At 62.9% G+C, this 16,133-nt stretch carries 15 protein-coding genes and 1 pseudogene; 12 read left to right on the top strand and 4 right to left on the bottom strand.

Annotated features, from left to right (window positions below; all coding sequences use genetic code 11):
- The first annotated feature begins 67 nt into the window (after positions 1–67).
- Positions 68–1,963, top strand: coding sequence for a phosphoenolpyruvate carboxykinase (GTP) (locus tag L21SP4_RS07420; protein ID WP_052882060.1), 1,896 nt, complete (start codon positions 68–70; stop codon positions 1,961–1,963).
- 188 nt (positions 1,964–2,151) lie between these two features.
- Here L21SP4_RS07420 and L21SP4_RS07415 read toward each other — a convergent pair whose 3' ends face one another.
- Complete coding sequence (locus tag L21SP4_RS07415) at positions 2,152–3,210, bottom strand: IS30 family transposase (RefSeq protein ID WP_052880849.1); 1,059 nt, start codon at positions 3,208–3,210, stop codon at positions 2,152–2,154.
- A 166-nt stretch (positions 3,211–3,376) separates the two neighbouring features.
- Between L21SP4_RS07415 and L21SP4_RS07410 the strand changes: the two genes are divergently transcribed.
- The 4 genes from L21SP4_RS07410 (at position 3,377) to L21SP4_RS13495 (ending at position 5,063) form a co-directional block, all read left to right on the top strand.
- Positions 3,377–3,634 (top strand): type II toxin-antitoxin system Phd/YefM family antitoxin, encoded by a 258-nt coding sequence (locus L21SP4_RS07410; RefSeq protein ID WP_052882059.1) that lies wholly within the window; start codon positions 3,377–3,379, stop codon positions 3,632–3,634.
- A complete protein-coding gene (locus L21SP4_RS07405; protein WP_052882058.1) occupies positions 3,622–3,936 on the top strand; it encodes a type II toxin-antitoxin system RelE/ParE family toxin in 315 nt (104 codons plus the stop codon). The genes L21SP4_RS07410 and L21SP4_RS07405 overlap by 13 nt, the downstream gene beginning before the upstream one ends.
- A 552-nt stretch (positions 3,937–4,488) precedes the next feature.
- Positions 4,489–4,725, top strand: coding sequence for a ribbon-helix-helix domain-containing protein (locus tag L21SP4_RS07400; protein ID WP_052882057.1), 237 nt, complete (start codon positions 4,489–4,491; stop codon positions 4,723–4,725).
- Complete coding sequence (locus L21SP4_RS13495; RefSeq protein WP_052882056.1) at positions 4,719–5,063, top strand: type II toxin-antitoxin system PemK/MazF family toxin; 345 nt, start codon at positions 4,719–4,721, stop codon at positions 5,061–5,063. The genes L21SP4_RS07400 and L21SP4_RS13495 overlap by 7 nt, the downstream gene beginning before the upstream one ends.
- 152 nt (positions 5,064–5,215) lie before the next feature.
- Here L21SP4_RS13495 and L21SP4_RS07390 read toward each other — a convergent pair whose 3' ends face one another.
- A complete protein-coding gene (locus L21SP4_RS07390; protein ID WP_052882055.1) occupies positions 5,216–6,880 on the bottom strand; it encodes a hypothetical protein in 1,665 nt (554 codons plus the stop codon).
- Between the two features lie 196 nt (positions 6,881–7,076).
- Here L21SP4_RS07390 and L21SP4_RS07385 point away from each other — a divergent pair, with 196 nt between their 5' ends.
- Positions 7,077–7,754, top strand: a complete 678-nt coding sequence (locus tag L21SP4_RS07385) for a DUF1614 domain-containing protein (RefSeq protein ID WP_052882054.1) — start codon at positions 7,077–7,079, stop codon at positions 7,752–7,754.
- Between the two features lie 69 nt (positions 7,755–7,823).
- Here the strand turns inward: L21SP4_RS07385 and L21SP4_RS12405 are convergent.
- Together L21SP4_RS12405 and L21SP4_RS12400 are read right to left on the bottom strand one after the other, a co-directional pair.
- Positions 7,824–8,687 (bottom strand): annotated as a pseudogene (locus L21SP4_RS12405) (transposase); the annotation flags it as partial.
- Positions 8,688–8,717: 30 nt separating this feature from the next.
- A complete protein-coding gene (locus L21SP4_RS12400; RefSeq protein WP_074041416.1) occupies positions 8,718–9,479 on the bottom strand; it encodes a transposase in 762 nt (253 codons plus the stop codon).
- Between the two features lie 102 nt (positions 9,480–9,581).
- On the opposite strand from L21SP4_RS12400, the gene L21SP4_RS07375 reads away from it, so the two are divergent.
- The 6 genes from L21SP4_RS07375 (at position 9,582) to L21SP4_RS07350 (ending at position 15,923) form a co-directional block, all read left to right on the top strand.
- A complete protein-coding gene (locus tag L21SP4_RS07375) occupies positions 9,582–10,712 on the top strand; it encodes an HAF repeat-containing PEP-CTERM protein (protein ID WP_052882052.1) in 1,131 nt (376 codons plus the stop codon).
- A gap of 189 nt (positions 10,713–10,901) precedes the next feature.
- Positions 10,902–12,917 (top strand): ATP-dependent DNA helicase, encoded by a 2,016-nt coding sequence (locus L21SP4_RS07370; protein WP_144413791.1) that lies wholly within the window; start codon positions 10,902–10,904, stop codon positions 12,915–12,917.
- A gap of 352 nt (positions 12,918–13,269) precedes the next feature.
- Complete coding sequence (locus tag L21SP4_RS07365) at positions 13,270–14,514, top strand: glucose-1-phosphate adenylyltransferase (protein WP_052882050.1); 1,245 nt, start codon at positions 13,270–13,272, stop codon at positions 14,512–14,514.
- Positions 14,511–14,990: a hypothetical protein gene (locus L21SP4_RS07360; protein WP_052882049.1), complete on the top strand. Its 480-nt coding sequence runs from the start codon at positions 14,511–14,513 to the stop codon at positions 14,988–14,990. Before L21SP4_RS07365 ends, L21SP4_RS07360 begins: the two co-directional genes overlap by 4 nt.
- Complete coding sequence (locus L21SP4_RS07355) at positions 14,987–15,595, top strand: nucleotidyl transferase family protein (protein ID WP_052882048.1); 609 nt, start codon at positions 14,987–14,989, stop codon at positions 15,593–15,595. The genes L21SP4_RS07360 and L21SP4_RS07355 overlap by 4 nt, the downstream gene beginning before the upstream one ends.
- Positions 15,588–15,923: a 4a-hydroxytetrahydrobiopterin dehydratase gene (locus L21SP4_RS07350; RefSeq protein WP_052882047.1), complete on the top strand. Its 336-nt coding sequence runs from the start codon at positions 15,588–15,590 to the stop codon at positions 15,921–15,923. The genes L21SP4_RS07355 and L21SP4_RS07350 overlap by 8 nt, the downstream gene beginning before the upstream one ends.
- The last annotated feature ends 210 nt before the right edge of the window (positions 15,924–16,133 follow it).

Here is a 16,133-nt window from a genome sequence, read left to right as displayed (position 1 = left end):
CGCACGGGTGTATCCGCCCCGCGGCATCGCACGGGATCACGGAAACGCAACGCAGAAGGAGCGCCAGATGGAGCCAACACACGCAGACCTGCTCAAAAGCAAAATGAGCGAAGACAGTTATCGAAAACTCACCGCGCTGGAGAACGAGAAACTCTTCAATTTCATCGGTGAGTACGTGGAATTGTGCGAACCCGATTCGGTCTACATGTGCGACGACAGCGACGAGGACGCGGAGTACGTGCGTCAGCGGTCGCTGGAGATCGGCGAGGAGTCGAAACTCGCCCGCGACGGACAGACGATTCACTACGACGGCTACGGCGACCAGGCGCGCGACAAGGCCAATACGAAGTTCATGGTGAGCCGCGAGACGCTGGGCGACATGGGCAATCTCAACTGCGTCGAATACGAGGAAGGCATCGCCGAGATCCGCGACATCGCGAAGGGGATCATGAAGGGCAAGCAGGTCATCGTGAAACTCTTCTGCGAGTGCCCGACGATGAGCCCGTTCTCGATCGGCTGCGCGCAGATCACCGACTCGTGCTACGTGGCGCATTCCGAGGATATCCTCTACCGCCGCGGCTACGAGCACTTCATGAATATGAAGGACGACGAGAAGGACGACTTCTTCCGCTTCTGCCACAGCGCGGGCGAACTGGATGAGCGCGGATGCTCGGTCAACCTCGACCAGCGACGCATCTACCAGGACCTCGACCACAACATCGTCTACTCGATGAACGCCCAGTACGCCGGGAATTCGGTCGGGCTGAAAAAGCACTCCATGCGCCTGGCGATCAAGAAGTCCGGGCAGGAGGGCTGGCTCTGCGAACACATGTTCATCATGGGCTGCCGCAACGCCAACACCGATCGCACCACCTACTTCGTCGGCGCGTATCCCTCCGCCTGCGGCAAGACGTCCACGGCCATGATCCCGGGCGAGACGATCGTCGGCGACGACATCGCCTACTTTCGGAACATCGACGGCGAGTTCCGCGCGGCGAACGTGGAACGGGGCATCTTCGGAATCATCCGCGATGTCAACGCCAAGGACGATCCGGTGATCTTTAATACGCTGCAGATGCCGCGCGAGATGATCTTCTCGAACGTCCTCACCGGTCCCGACAACCTGCCGTACTGGCAGGGCATGGACGTGGAGACGCCCAAAGAGGGCTTCAACCACTCCGGCGAATGGTTCGAGGGCAAAAAGGACCAGAAGGGGAACGAGATTCCGCTCTCGCACGGCAACGCGCGCTACACGATCCGTATGCAGTACCTGGACAATCTCGATCCCGCCTGGAACGACCGCAGCGGCGTGCCCGTCGGCGGTGTGCTCTACGGCGGACGTGATTCAGATACCTCCGTGCCGGTCGAGGAGTCCTTCGACTGGGAGGACGGGGTCGTCATGAAGGCCTGCACCCTGGAGTCGGAGACTACGTCGGCGACGCTGGGACAGGAGGGGGTGCGCAAGCCGCAGCCGATGGCGAACCTCGACTTCGTCAGCTACCCGCTCGGACGCTACATCCAGAACAACCTGGATTTCGTCAAGGATATGAAGGCGGCGCCGAGCATCTTCGCGACGAACTACTTTCTGCGCGATGCGGAAGGTAATATCGCGACGAGCAAGCTCGCGAAAAAGGTCTGGCTGCACTGGGCCGAGAAGCGGGTTCACGGCGAGGTGGACGTGTACGAGACCCCCACGGGCCGTATCCCGAAGTACGAGGACCTCAAGCCGCTGTTCGAATCGCTGATCGGCGAGACGTACACGGAAGAGGACTACCGGTACCAGTTCACCTTCCGCTGCGACGCGTGGATGGCGAAACTGAACCGCGCGATCGACTACTATAAGGCGAACGTGCCGGACTGCCCGCAGCATGTCTACGACCGCTGGAACGCCGCGATCGGGCGGATCGAAGCGGCGAAGGCACAGTACGGCGCGATGATCGAACCCGGGGCCTACAAGGGCTGAACGCTCCTCCCGTCCGGGAACGCCGGAGGCGCAGGATCAGGCGATCCTGCGCCTCTTTTTGTTGCTCATTCCCCGGAATGTTCCGCGGCCTCTAATGGGGGACCCTCTCTTCCATTTTGAGCCTCATGCGCTGCGTTGGAAGCGGTAGGTTGTAAACCCAAATGCCGCATGTAGTGGTCTTGTTTCATTTATGAGATCGTTTTGAGTTCGTTCGTGAAGAGTTCGTGAGGGGTCATGAAGTCGAGGATCCGGCGCGGGTAGTTATTGATCCATAGCTCGATGTCGCGGATTTTCTGCTTGGTAAAGCGCGCGATATCCCGGCCCTTGGCCACGAACCGTCTGATCATCCTGTTGCCGTTCTCGTTCGATCCGCGTTCCCAGGATGAGTATGGGTGGGCGTAGAAGATCTGGGTTCGCTGTTGCTTCGAGAAGGAAGAGGCTTCTAAGGCTTCGAAGTCCAGGAACTCGCTGCCGTTGTCGACCGTGATGGTCTTGAAGATCTGACGGAAGCAGCGGGAGCCATGTTCACGCTCGAGCCCTCTGAGAACTTTGAGCACGCTGGCTTGGCTCTTATCAGGCAGCTTGCGAATGATCGTGATCCGATGTCTGCGTTCCACCAGGGTCAATAGGGCGGCATTGGACCCGCGCGTGGGGCCGGTCACCAGGTCCATCTCCCAGTGTCCGAACTCCTCGCGCGTCTCGGCTCCTTCGGGACGCTGGTCGATGCTTTTGCCTTTGGAAATCCGCTTCGCCAACCGCCGAGCGCCGCGTTTGCGCCGCTTGGCTCGCTTACGCTTCTCCCACAGTGACTCGTTGCTGAGCCCGAAAATGACGCCTTTATCGATGTAGTTATAGATCGTCTTGGTGCACACCACCTCCTCCAGACCGGCCTGACGCATCCGAAAGGCGACTACATCGGGCGATTCCTTATGTTCCACAATGCGGCAACGGATGAATTCGGCCAGCGCATAGTTGCGGCCCAGCCTCAGACCGGGCCCCCTTGCGGTGGCGTGGTAATCATGGAGGTCCTGGCCGCGATCGCTGCTGTAGGTCCGGTATTCCCGCCACTCCGAGTCCCGGTGGGTCACCGTCCCGCGCTTGAGCTCACGCTGGATCGTACGCGGGTGACGCTCCAAGGCGGCCGCGATGTCCCGTGGGGGGATCCCCCCACGGGACATCCGCTCAATCACCATGCGCTCCACCCTCGTCAAGTGCTTGCCCTTCCTGCTATTCTGATTCTGTTCCATGCCGTCTCCTTCCTCTGTTGTCCTGTTGTAAGACCACAAAGGATAGCGAACCACGGCATGGAACGCTCTCTCCTATACCTGCGGCATTTCACATTACACTTCTCACGCTGCGTTGGAAGCGAGAGAAAGACTTGACGCAAAAGTGTCACTATAGTATCACTTCATTATGAAAACAGAACTTGTCACAACGCTCAAGCGCCAAGCGACTCGCGTTTTGTCGGACCTCCATGACACGGGTGAACCGGTGCTCATCACGGAACACGGGAAACCCTCGGCCTATCTGGTTGACGTGGATTCATACGAGTTCATGCAGGATCGGATGCGCATTCTTGAGGGCATCGCGCGCGGAGAGCGCGCGATGCTGGAAAAGCGCACCTTCTCGCATGCCGAGGCTAGACGAAAGATGAAGAAATGGCTCGGTTGATCTGGACCGAACCCGCGTTGCTGGATCTTGAGGAGATCGCCGAGTACATTGCGCTCGACGATCCTCTTGCCGCATCCCGATACGTCCAGAGAGTATTTGATCGCGTCGAACGACTCGAAGCCCACCAGAAATCGGGGAAGCGACCACCTGAGCTGCCACGCTCGCCTTACCGGGAAGTCGTCGTCCCGCCGTGCCGCGTGTTCTACCGTATCGAGGGAGATGCCGTGTACATTCTGTGCGTTATGCGATCAGAACGGTTGCTCCGGACGTACCTGCTCGATCAGAGAAACCGGGAGAAGTAGCAGAAAGAGAAAGGCCCGCACATTGCGTCATTTGGAATGACGAAAAGTTTTTCGTTCCGGTGATAGCTTTCTCCCATGTCAAGGTCGAGGAGTCGTCATGAGCGGTGAGGTGTGGTGTATCATGTGATGTGCGGGGGGAATAACGTAAAAAAGGTTATTCGTGGATTTTTATGGTGAGCGGCGGCAAGTCCGCTCGCGTCACATCGTACTCGTACTCAGCGAAGCGGTACTCGTGCTCGATCTCTTGAGTTGGAAAAAGGATCGCGTCTTCGACGCTCCGAGTATGCGTACGAGTACGAAGGCGAATCATATTCACCCTGGTCCCTTTTCGCTCACCTGGCCTCCTGATCCGTGAGGATTGCCGCCCTCTAAAAAACCTGCACATCCAGGGATAAAATGACGCAATGTGCGGGCTGATAACCCTCTCTTCCCGTTAGGTGAAGCGTTCCCCGGACGCCAGCGTCCGGGGAATGGCCGCGTTGATTGCGACGCGGCCGTTCGGCGGCAGGAAAGCGAGTTGACGCCATCGCATTCAGAGGTAATACTACGGGTATGAAAGCCGCAGTATCTATTCCGGATGACGTATTCGAGCAGGGAGAGCGGCTTGCCCGCCGCCTGCACACGTCGCGCAGTCAGTTGTACGCGCGAGCGCTGGCCGATTTCGTCGTCCAGCACGAGGACGACAAAATCACCTCCTCCATGAACACCGTTCTGGAGGAGGTCGGGGCAGAACCTGACGAATTCACCCGGAGGGCCGCACGGCAGACGTTGCGGCGTTCCGAATGGTAGTCAGCCAAGGCGATGTGTGCTGGGCAGAACTGGACGAGCCAACGGGCTCAGGCCCGGGTTTCAGCCGCCCGGTCTTGGTGGTCCAATGCGATGCCATCAATCGAAGCCGAATCGGCACGGTTGTCTGCGTCCCCCTCACAAGCGACACCAAATGGGCCTCAGCTCCCGGCAATGTGTTGCTGAAGTCGTCGGCGACGGGGCTCCCGAAGGACTCCGTTGCGAAGGTCTCCTTGATCGTTGCCTTAGACCGCAGCCAAATCGCAGAGCGAGTTGGGAAACTGGCGCCCCGGCATGTGACTGCCGTCATCAACGGAATTGACGTCATTCTCGGGCGATGAGGGCGCCGAACATCCGCCTGGAGCGCTACGCCGGTTCCGCTGCGCTCCACCGGCGAGGCTCAGGCGGGTCGTTCCCCAGACAGTAAAGGGGTCCGCCTAATGCATGACTGGCGATTGGAAGGGATCATTGATTGTTTTCTGTTTAGTTTTGTTCATTCCCCGGAACGTTCCGCGGCCAGCTTTTCGAGCGCGCGACGGAAGCGGTCGGCGTCGAACTCAAAGCTGCTCCAGGTGCGCGTCTTCAGGAGCCCGTCGGCGGCGTGGGTCCCGGCCATGACGCGGAAGTCCTCCATCGCGGAGAAGAGATCCCGGAGAGGCGCTGTTGTCGTGGCGGCCCGGGCGAAGGCCGGCGAGAGCATCGCGCCGTAGTCGGTGTACTGGATCAGGGTGCTCTCATCCGGAAGCGCGGCCCGTTTTTTCCGGAACCACTCGCGGTCGTTGAGCACCTGCGCGGAGGCATCGATGCTCTCCGCGAGGAACGCCCGGTCGGCCGAGATCAGGAGACGGTCGCCGCCGGTGTAATGCCAGTGGACCGCCTGGCCGAACGAGGTGATGCCCCCGCGTTCGGTCAGCTCCGCGTTTTTGAGCGCCGGAAGATGGCGCAGGAAATCTTGCATCGCGGGGGGATCCTTGAGCCCGAGGACGAAACACATTCTGGGCTGTTGGAGATTCGCGGGGTTGGTGCCCTGCCACAGTCCGATTTCGCCGTTCCAGAGGGCATCCAGGTCCGCAAGCCTGAACCCGGCCAGCGCCTCGAACGCGGCCACCGGCGCACCCGGGATCTTGGTCTGCGGTCCGGCGATTTCGCGCATCCTGCGGAAGGCCTCCCGGACGAGTCCCTCCAGTTTTTCCCGGGCCAGTACGGGGTCCGAAAGACGCCAGAACTGCACGCGGTAAGCCGAGGCCGGTACGCGCGGAAGCTCGATCGTCCCGTCGGGCTCGAGCAGGCGGTAGAAGGGATTGTCGGGATCGACTTCGCTGCAGGAGGTCACCTGGTGGAACGGGGCGTCACTTACCGATATCCCCGGACCGAAGTCTTCCAGCCGGAAGATGTCGCGGATGATCGACAGACCCTGCTCGCGCAGCGTCTTGTTCATGAAGCCGAGCCCCTGCTGGCCGGTGGGGAAGGGCAGGGCGGTGAGCGCGGCGAAGAGTTCGTCAATGTAGCGCTGCGTATCGACGTACTGGACCATGTCGGCCTTCCCGGCGCCGACCTCGCGGTAGAGACGTTGCAGGGCCTCGCTGTCGGCGAGCGACGGTCCGCCGTCCTCCATGCGGTCGATGATTCCCTTCACGGTCTCGAGGCTCAGGCCGACGACCACCCGGTTTTGGTGCGGTTCGGTGATGAATATCCCCAGTTCCCCGGGCGCATCGGCGGGCATATCCACCGAGGTGATGCCGACTTCGCGGTAGGGCTCGAGCGGCTTCAGTTTTTCGGCAGCCTCTTCGGGGAGCAGCGGCACGGGGGAGGTCTCAAAGCTGCCGTCCAGCACCAGCGCCGCATGTACCGCCACGGGCGCGACAGCGAACGATTCCACACCGAAATGCACGCCGCGAATCCGGTCGATCCAGCTTTCCCAGGCCTCCGCCTCCGCGGTGTCCATGTCGAAGGTCTCGCTCAGTCCTTCACCCTGATCGGTCATCGCGAGGTAAGCTCCCATGCCGGGAGCGTTCTGCATGCCGAAATAGTAGAAGGTATTCGGCGCGTATAGCGTTCTGCCGGGAGGCAGCGCGGGCCCGGCCATCCGGCGCACCGCGAACTCCGCGACAAAGATGGCAACCGCGATGATTATGATAATGGGAATCAGCTTTTTCATCTCCGGGCTCCTTTCGGTGTGAGGCGCGCTTGTGCGGCACCATGCAACGGTGCCACCCTAAACCGGATCAAAGCTGAAGAGAAGCTTCATCGCGGAGTTTGCGAAACCGGGGTGCCGCGCGGATAATGAACGTCCGTCGGCTGCGAGGGCTCGAAGCATAGGGGTGTAATAGCATCAACCGGAGGATGAAGATATCATGGTTCGACTGGGCTGCCTGTCGCTGATCCTGTTTTTCGTGCTTATCCTGCTGTTCCCGCTCTTTCTGGCCGATATCATGTCGACCGCCCTGATGCGGCTGGGACTGAGTCCGCGCACCTCGCTGCTGCTGGTGGTGGGCATCTTCGTCGGCGGGATGATGAATATCCCCGTGAAGAAGATCCCGCGTGACGAGGTCTATGAAATCAATCCCTCCGGCCTGCTCGGCCTCGACCGCCTCTTTCATCACTCGGCCGCGCTGCGCCCCTATACCCTCATCGCCGTCAATGTGGGCGGGTGCGTCATTCCCGTACTGATCGCCGCCTATGAACTGCTGCGGCTGGCGGGACTCCCGGGCGGCGTTCTGATGACCGGTCTGGTCGGCATCGCGCTCAATACCGCGGTGTGCTACTACCTCGCCCGCCCCGTCTCCGGCATCGGGATCGCCATGCCCGCCTTCGTGCCGGGCCTGGTCGCCGCGGCCTACGCGCTGCTCTTCGCGCCGGAGGCTGCGCCCGCCGTCGCCTTTACCGCGGGCGTGCTCGGTCCGCTGATCGGCGCCGACCTGCTGCACCTGCGGGAGATCGGCCGCGTCAGCACCGGGTTCGCCAGCATCGGCGGGGCGGGGACGTTCGACGGCATCGTCATCTCCGGCCTGCTGGCCGCGCTGCTGGCGTGATCCGGGCGGTCCGGTGCGGTGTCTCATTGCTGTTGCCGGACCCGAAAAACCCGAGTACAATGATCCTGTTTAACCGAAGGGGCTATGAATCACAGTGTAGTCATACTTTTGGTCGAAGCGATCGCGGTCTATCTGCTCGTGCTCTGGACGCATTCGCTTCGCGCGCGCGTCGGGGGATGTCCCGAATCCTGTTGAAACTCGTTGGCGGTCTCGGTCTTCATTTCGATGTAGTTCCTTGTCATTCACTTGTCCAGTCCCTGTTCGGCAGTTCGCTTCGCTCTCTGCCTGGGGGTGAGGCGTCGTGGAGTGGAGCCCGTTCCCGCCGGAGGCGGGATGGCCCGGAGGGCCAAGGGCGGAGCGGAGCGACGCCTCAACAGCTTCCGATGGCCAGCCCAGGGATTTCAAAAGCACCGGGATCTGACGATAGCCTTTGATTCGACGGAACCCTTTCTCGGCCCTCAGAAGCGAATAGGCCAGCCAGCGTTCCGCCTGATCCGTCTCTGCGCGCCAACGCTTCACCCGCCCGATTTTTGCGCGTGTGTTTCGGAACGGGTTCTCGATGCAGTTTGTGTTCGTCAACGTGGTGTGTAGAGTGGACGGCGCATTCAGCTTGTGAACCGTAATGAGCTCCTCACCGGCCTCGTGCAGGGATTCCAGGGCCTTGTGGCTGTGCCGGCTCAGAAAGCGTTCCAGATCGGCGAGTGCTTCACGTCCGGCTTCTTCGCCTTCCACGGAGCGGAGACGCTTGAAAACGTCGCTCACGCTGCCGTGATGACGCCTGGAGAGACAACGCTTAATATTTCGTTCCTTATGCACCAGGCATCGTTGAATGCGCGCTCGCGGAAAATGCTTCAAGACGCTGTTATGAAGTGCCCGAGAACCGTCGAGAACCGCCAACGGATCGCCCTCGAACTCAAGACCGCGGTGGACAAGCCGGTCGAGCCAGCGATTCTCATTATGGCTTCACCCTTTTCGGTCGGGGTGGCACCCGACCCTCCCAGTGCCCGAAAATGCGTCGGATATCGACTCGGGAGGGACGGCTGCCACGCCGTCCGCGGTCGGAATGCGGCCATAATGAGAACGGCTGCGGTCGAGCAATGCGTCACACACTTCTGTCGATTCCTGTGCGCCTATTTCAAAATCCAGCATAACTTTGCGGCCGTCCAGCGTAATGCCCAGCCCCACAATGGCGCTGAGATCCTCGGACAGTACAATGCCGTCCAGCAGCATGCAGAAGAACCTCTCGGACTTCAGGTCGCGGTCACGGAGCTTCTGTATGCGCTGTCGGCCCTCGACAATCCAGGCGCGGGAAACCCTGCTGCGTCCGGGCGCTGAATCGGGATACAAGGTTTTCTGATCACGTGAACTGACTCCGGCAGCTGTGGCACGCAAGATACGGTCACGAAGGTCGTCGGCCCTGTTGACCGCGTCGTAACTTTTAAGCCTGACCTCCTTCGATGTGTCTGCCTCATGGCGACGTACACGCGGCTTGCGGATCTCCTCATCAATACCGTCAATTCGAAGTCCTACGCGGGTTCCGCCGGCACGTCGGCAGCCTCTGTCCCCTGCCGGCTTGTAGGCCGGACCACACAGTTCTGTGACCTCTTCAGCCAGAATATCGGCGATCAGGGTTCGCATTTCACCACGCAGCCAGTCACGGAAAACATCTCCTGCTGCAGACGGTTCAACTTGTCCAAGGGCTTCAAGGACGCTATTGTCACTCATGGCGGTCTCCTTTCGGGTTGGTTTGCCCCGAGCGTCCAACATGGACGCTCAGGAGACCGCCTTCAAGTTTCAACAGTCAACGGGACACTTCCCGGCGAAGAGGTGGTCCATGCGCTGACCACGCGGCGCGATATCAACAGCAGCGGGGTGGTGGTCGGCGATTCCACCGTGGCGGAGGATCAGGGCCACGCCTTCATCTGGCAGAGCGGCACGCTGACCGATCTGGGCACGCTCGGCGGCGCGGAGAGCGACGCCTTCGGCATCAATGAGGCGAACGTGGTCGTCGGCACCGCCAATACCGCCGACGGGTCCTCGCGCGCCTACGTGTACAGCGGATTGACGGGGATGATCGACCTGAACTCGCTGGCCCCCGCCGCCACAAACGCGGGGTTGACGCTCGAAGTGGCTTACGACATCAACGACCGCGGGGCGATCGTCGGCCAGGCGAGGGAGAACGCCACCTCGGACCAGAAGGGATTCCTGCTCAAGCCCGGGGCGATCCTCGAGGGCGCGCTCGCGGACGGCACCTTCAACGCGGAGGGATACAGCGAACTCGAGTTCGGTGTCGCCGGACTTCCTTCCGGAGCCATCAGCCTTGGACAGACCATCGCGCTGGAGAATTTTTCGCTCCTTACCAATAACGCGACATTGAGGCTGCCGTATGAAGAGGCCGATGTCGCGGAGGCCGGGCTTTCCGAAGACGATCTCCGGCTCTACTGGTATGACGAGGACAACAGCACCTGGGTGAAGGCCGGGCCGGACAGCAACGTATCGCCCGGAGGGCAACTGGTGCTCGGAGCGCCGACCGATGTGACCGGGGACTACGGCGTGGATACCGAACACAATCTCGTCTGGGCGAATATCGATCATGCCTCCACCTACGGGGTTTTTGCGATTCCCGAGCCCGCCACCGGCGTGCTGACGCTCGCCGCGCTGGCGGCGGGGGTAATCGTGCGCAGACGGCGCGGGAGGCGGCTGCCCGCCGGGGAATGCGGTCTTCCGTACCGCGCGCCGGAACGGGCGAGCGCCCCGGTCGCTCGCAGTGCCGTGCGTCCCGCCCGTGGCGACGTGCTCGGCTCCCTGCTTCTGCGGTTTGACGACCGGACGCGGATCCGATTCCGGAGCGGGGCGGATGAGCGGGCGGGAGGCTCGTCTCGCGACGTGCTGGGCGACGTCCTCCTGCGCGCCGAGCATGCGTGGAACACCGTGTGGTCGCGGCGGATCAGCCGGTAGGCCCGGCCCCTGACTCTGTGTTCGCTGCGGTGAAACCCGATTTCGATCCCGATTCTGAGGGCGCAGCCGTGGTTGTCCCCCCCTGTCGGATCAACCTTCATGGCCGTCCCCACTTCGTGGAGGGGACCGATTTCGCTTCTTCTCTCTTTCCATTTGCTCCCGCCCCTTCCGCGCCGTAAGCTGGGCGGGATGATCGCACCGCGAAATCCCGACACCCCTGAACACCCGCTTTCCGCGCGCCTGGAGACGGAGGCCTTTTTCCGTCCGGGCGGACGGCTTGAGCAGCAGGGCCTCGACTCCGAGCTGGCCTACGAACACCGCCCCCAGCAGGAGGAAATGGCCTGCGCGGTCGCCGAAGCGTTCACCGGGGGGCATCACCTCGTGGTCGAGGCCGGCACCGGCGTGGGCAAGTCGTTCGCCTACCTCGTACCCGCCGTGCTCGCGTCGATCGAACACGACACGCGCACCGCGATCGCCAGCTATACGATCGCGCTGCAGGAGCAGCTTATGCACAAGGACATCCCGCTCGTGCGCCGCTACCTGGGCCGCGATTTCCGCGCGGAGGTCCTCAAGGGCCGCACCAACTACCTCTGCCTCCGGCGGCTTCGTCTCGCGGCGGGGATGGGCGGCGATCTCTTCCGCCCGTCGCGCGCCGCGGAGCTGGAACGCATCCGCGAGTGGGCGCAGCAGTCCGACGAGGGCAGCCTGCAGGATCTCGACGAGCAGCCTCCGGGCGACGTCTGGAGCGCGGTCTGCGCCGAGCACGGCAACTGCCTCGGACGCCAGTGCGAATATGAGGGCCGCTGCTTTCTCCAGCGCGCGCGCCAGCGGGCGCACCGCGCGCACCTGCTGATCCTCAATCACCACCTCTTCTTCTCCGACCTCGCCATCCGCGCCCGCGGCTCCTCGCTCCTGCCCGACTGCGCCGCCGTCGTCTTCGACGAGGCCCACCAGGTCGAGTCCGTCGCCTCCGACCACCTCGGTCTGCGCCTCTCCGAGCAGGCCTGGCGCTACTGGCTCAACCGCCTCTACCGCCCCGAACAGCAGAAGGGCCTGCTCGCCGCGCAGAAGGACTACGACGGCCAGCAGGCCGTGGTGCGCGTCGGCGAGGCGGTCGACGCCTACTACGAATCGGTCAGGCGCGCCTGCGCCCTCGGCCCGAACCAGTCGGAATGCCGCCTGCAGGAACCGCTCAACCTCCCGTGCCCGATCCACGACTCGCTGCCCGCGCTCCTCTCGCGCATCACCGAGACGGAGAAAGGGGCAAAGGACAACGAGGACCTGCGCGCGGAATTCACCTGGGCGCGGATGCAGGGGGCGGCGCTGGAGGAAGAACTCGCCGCGTTTGGCGATCAGAGCCTCGAGGACCACGTATACTGGACCGCGCTGGAGGGACGCCGACGCAGCACGGTGCTCCACTCGGCGCCCGTGGAGGTCTCCGGCGCACTGAGCGAGATGCTCTTTGACACCCATGGCTGCGTGGTAATGACCAGCGCGACGCTGGCCGTGGGCGGGAAGCTGGACTACTTCCAGTCGCGCGTCGGTGCGCAGTCCGCGCGCGGGCTGGCCGTGGGTTCGCCGTTCGACTTCGCGCGCCAGATGCGGATCCGCATTCCCGACGACATGCCCCTGCCGGCGGACGACGCGTACGAGGAGCGCCTGACCGGCGCCGTGAAGCACTACATCGAGACCGGGGGCGGCCGCGCGTTCGTCCTGTTCACCAACGCGTCGATGATGCGGCGGGTGGGGGAACAGCTGCGGGAATTCTGCGACGAGCGCGGCTACGGGCTGTTCATCCAGGGCGGGGAGTGGACCGACCGCGTGATGCTGAACCGGTTCCGCGAACACGGCGCCGGCGTGCTGCTCGGCGTCGACCGCTACTGGATGGGCGTCGACGTCCGCGGCGCGTCGCTGAGCAACGTCATCATCACCCGTCTGCCGTTTGCCGTGCCGGACCGGCCGCTTTTGCAGGCGCGGTTCGACCGCATCCGCGAGCAGGGCGGTTCGCCGTTCCGCGACTACTCGCTGCCCGAGGCCGTACTCAAGTTCCGGCAGGGCGTCGGACGCCTCATCCGCACCGGCACGGACGAGGGTACCATCGTCGTGCTCGACCGGCGCGTGATCGCCAAAAACTACGGCAAACTCTTCCTGCGCTCGCTGCCCGACTGCCCCGTCGACGTCGAGCGTATCGGTCTCGGTGACTGAACGGCGGATGAATCACGGAGGTTGCCGCGGTCACGAGAGTTTGGAAGTAAAAACTTTTCGAACAAAATCCCGATCCTTATGGTTCCCTGCATGAACTCAACGGGGGGTGTATTATGCGAGCAGTGCGGCGGGGCCTGATACGGTCTGCGGGCGGTTTTTCTGTGTGGGCGATGGTGATGGCGCTTTCGGTCGGGGTGGCACCCGACCCTCCCAATGCCCGAAAAGGCGTCGGATATCGACTCGGGAGGGACGGCTGCCACGCCGTCCGCGGTCGGAATGCGGCCATAATGAGAACGGCTGCCGCGGTGACCGCGGGCATTGATTTCGCGGAACGGGCCGTTATAATGCCGTTATGGATGGCGCGCGTACGATCGGAGTGATCCTCGGGGGCGGCGAAGGCAGCCGGATGCAGCCGCTGACCCTGGAGCGCGCCAAGCCGGCGGTGCCCATCGCGGGCAAGTTCCGGCTCGTCGACCTGCCGCTCAGCAACTGTATCAACAGCGGCATCCGCGAGATCTACCTGCTCACCCAGTACAGCAGCGCCTCGCTCCACCGGCATGTGCAGGCGACGTACAACTTCGACCAGTTTTCGCGCGGCTTCGTGCGGCTGCTGGCCGCCGAACAGACCATGCGCTCCAACGGCTGGTTCCAGGGCACCGCCGACGCCGTGCGCCAGTCGATTCACCACTTCATGCGCGCCGAACCGGATCTCGTCGTCATCCTCTCCGGCGACCACCTCTACCGTATGGATCTGCGCGATATCATACACACCCATCTGGAGACCGGGGCCGACGTGACCGTCAGCACCAAGCCGGTCGAGCGGTCCGAGGCCGGCTCGCTCGGCATCATGCAGGTCGACCGGTCGCAGCGCATCGTCGAATTCTTCGAGAAGCCCGGCGACGGCGATTCCCTGACGCAGCTTCGCGCGCCGATGTATGAGGAGGAGCGCTACCTCGCGAGCATGGGGATCTACGTCTTCAACGTGGATGCGCTCTGCGATCTGCTGAGCGATTCGCGGGGTGACGATTTCGGCAAGCAGATTATCCCGAAGGCCATCCGCAACCGTCGGGTGTACAGCTATGTCTTCGAGGACTACTGGAAGGATATCGGTACGATCCGTGCCTACTGGGAGGCCTCGCTCGCGCTGACCGAGGATTTCCCGTCGTTCACGCTCTACGATATGAACGCCCCCATCTATACCCGTATGCGATTTCTCCCGCCCACCAAGATCAATCATGCGGCCGTCGCGCGCTGTCTGCTCGCGGAGGGGAGCATCATCGACGCCGATTCGATCGAGCATTCGGTGGTCGGCCTGCGTGCCGTGGTGCGGGAAGGTACGCGCATCTCGGATTCGATTCTGCTCGGTGCGGACTACTACGGGCACGAGCGGGGCACCCCCCCGGACGCGCCGGCAGTGGGCATCGGCCGCAACTGCCGGATCGAACGCGCGATCATCGATAAGAACGTGCGCATCGGCGACAACGTGGTCATCTCGCCGGAAGGGAAGGACGAGGTGCGCGAAGATCTCTGCTGGGTGCGCGACGGGATCATCGTCATCCCGCGCGATACGATCATCCCGGAGGGTACCGTGCTGTGAAGGCCGCGGAACGCAACCCGCTCGTCGAGCAGATCCATACGTCGGGGCGGACGGCGGTGATCCTCGTCTCCGGCGGAGGAACCCGCGCGATCGAAGCGCTCATGAGCCGCCCCGGCGCGTCCCGCTTCGTGGCGGAGGTCGGCATCCCGTACTGCACCGCCGCGCTGGAACACTGGATCGGCAGCCTCCCGCCGCAGATCGCGGGGGAGGAGGCGGCGCGCGCGATGGCGCGGGCGGCGTACGAGCGGGCGCGGTCGTACGCCGAAGAGCGCAGGCCGCTGGGATTGAGCTGCACCGCCGCGCTGCATACGCTACGCGAACGGCGCGGCGAGGACCGCGCGCACCTGGCGGCGAAGGGATGCCGCGGCGAAGCCCATGTCGAAGTCCGGTTCGAATCCGCAACCCGCGCCGCCCAGGAACGCGAACTGGAAGAGGTCATCCTGCGCCGGTGGCAGGAGTTTATCGGGCGGGTATGAAGCACGGCGCGGACAGGTTCCTTCGCGGTGAGGCCGGCCTCCTGCGCCTCGCGCGCGACGGGGCGGTCGAGGGCCACGACCCGCCGCAGGGCGAGGTGCTGCTCCCCGGCTCATTCAATCCCGTCCATGCAGGCCACCTGAAGATGCTCGCGGCCGCGGAGGAGCGGACCCGGCGCCCCGGCCGGTTCGAACTCTCGGTCGTCAATGTCGATAAACCGCCGATCGGCGACGAAGAGGTTCGCCGCCGCCTCGAAGACATGCGCGGTCAGGCCCCCGTCGTGCTGACCCGTGCGCCGACCTTTGTCGAAAAGGCGCGCGCCTGCCCCGGAAACATGTTTCTGATCGGGTTCGACACCGCCGCGCGTCTTCTCGACAGGCGCTACGCCCCGCCGGGGATGGACGTCTGCGGCGTCCTGCGCGATATCGCCCGCCGCGGCGGACGTTTCCTGGTCGCCGGACGCCTCTTCCGGGACCGGTTTCACACCGCGGAGGACCTCCGGATCCCGGACGGATGGGGCTTCCTCTTCGACGGCCTCCCGGAGCGGGGGTTTCGTGAAGACGTCAGTTCCACTATACTGAGAGCAAAAGGAGGTACCCATGAGTGAAGCCTGTGATCTCACACAGAAAAAATGCCGGGCCTGCGAAGGCGGCGTCGAGCCGATGACCGAGGAACAGATCCGGGAGATGCTCAAGAGCGTCGAAGGCTGGGAATACAGGGACGGCGCGATCGAAAAGACCTTCGAGTTCAAGAACTTCTATCGCACCATCGCGTTCGTCAATGCCGTGGCCTGGATCGCCAACCGCGAAGACCATCACCCCGACCTGCAGGTGAGCTACAAGAAATGCACCGCGCGGTTCTCGACCCATTCCATCGGCGGAATGTCCGAGAACGACTTCATCTGCGCGGCCAAGGTGAATGCGCTGGTCATGTAGGCCGGATTTCTTACATCTCTGTTCATGCGCGGCCCGGACTAGAACATAAATGTATGCGCCTCGCGTTCATGCTCCGCTGCGATAAAATTATCGTAAGGCGTTGCGGGTCAACGGCAAGCATGCGGTTCAGCGCCTGCTCTCTCCCCGCTGGCACGATCCGTGCATAAGAGGATTCCGTCGAACGGATAAGGCGGAACTCTTACGGAAAGA

Origin of the sequence: Kiritimatiella glycovorans (assembly GCF_001017655.1) — a bacterium.
Lineage (GTDB): Bacteria > Verrucomicrobiota > Kiritimatiellia > Kiritimatiellales > Kiritimatiellaceae > Kiritimatiella > Kiritimatiella glycovorans.
This window is presented reverse-complemented; position numbering and strand designations above follow the sequence as displayed.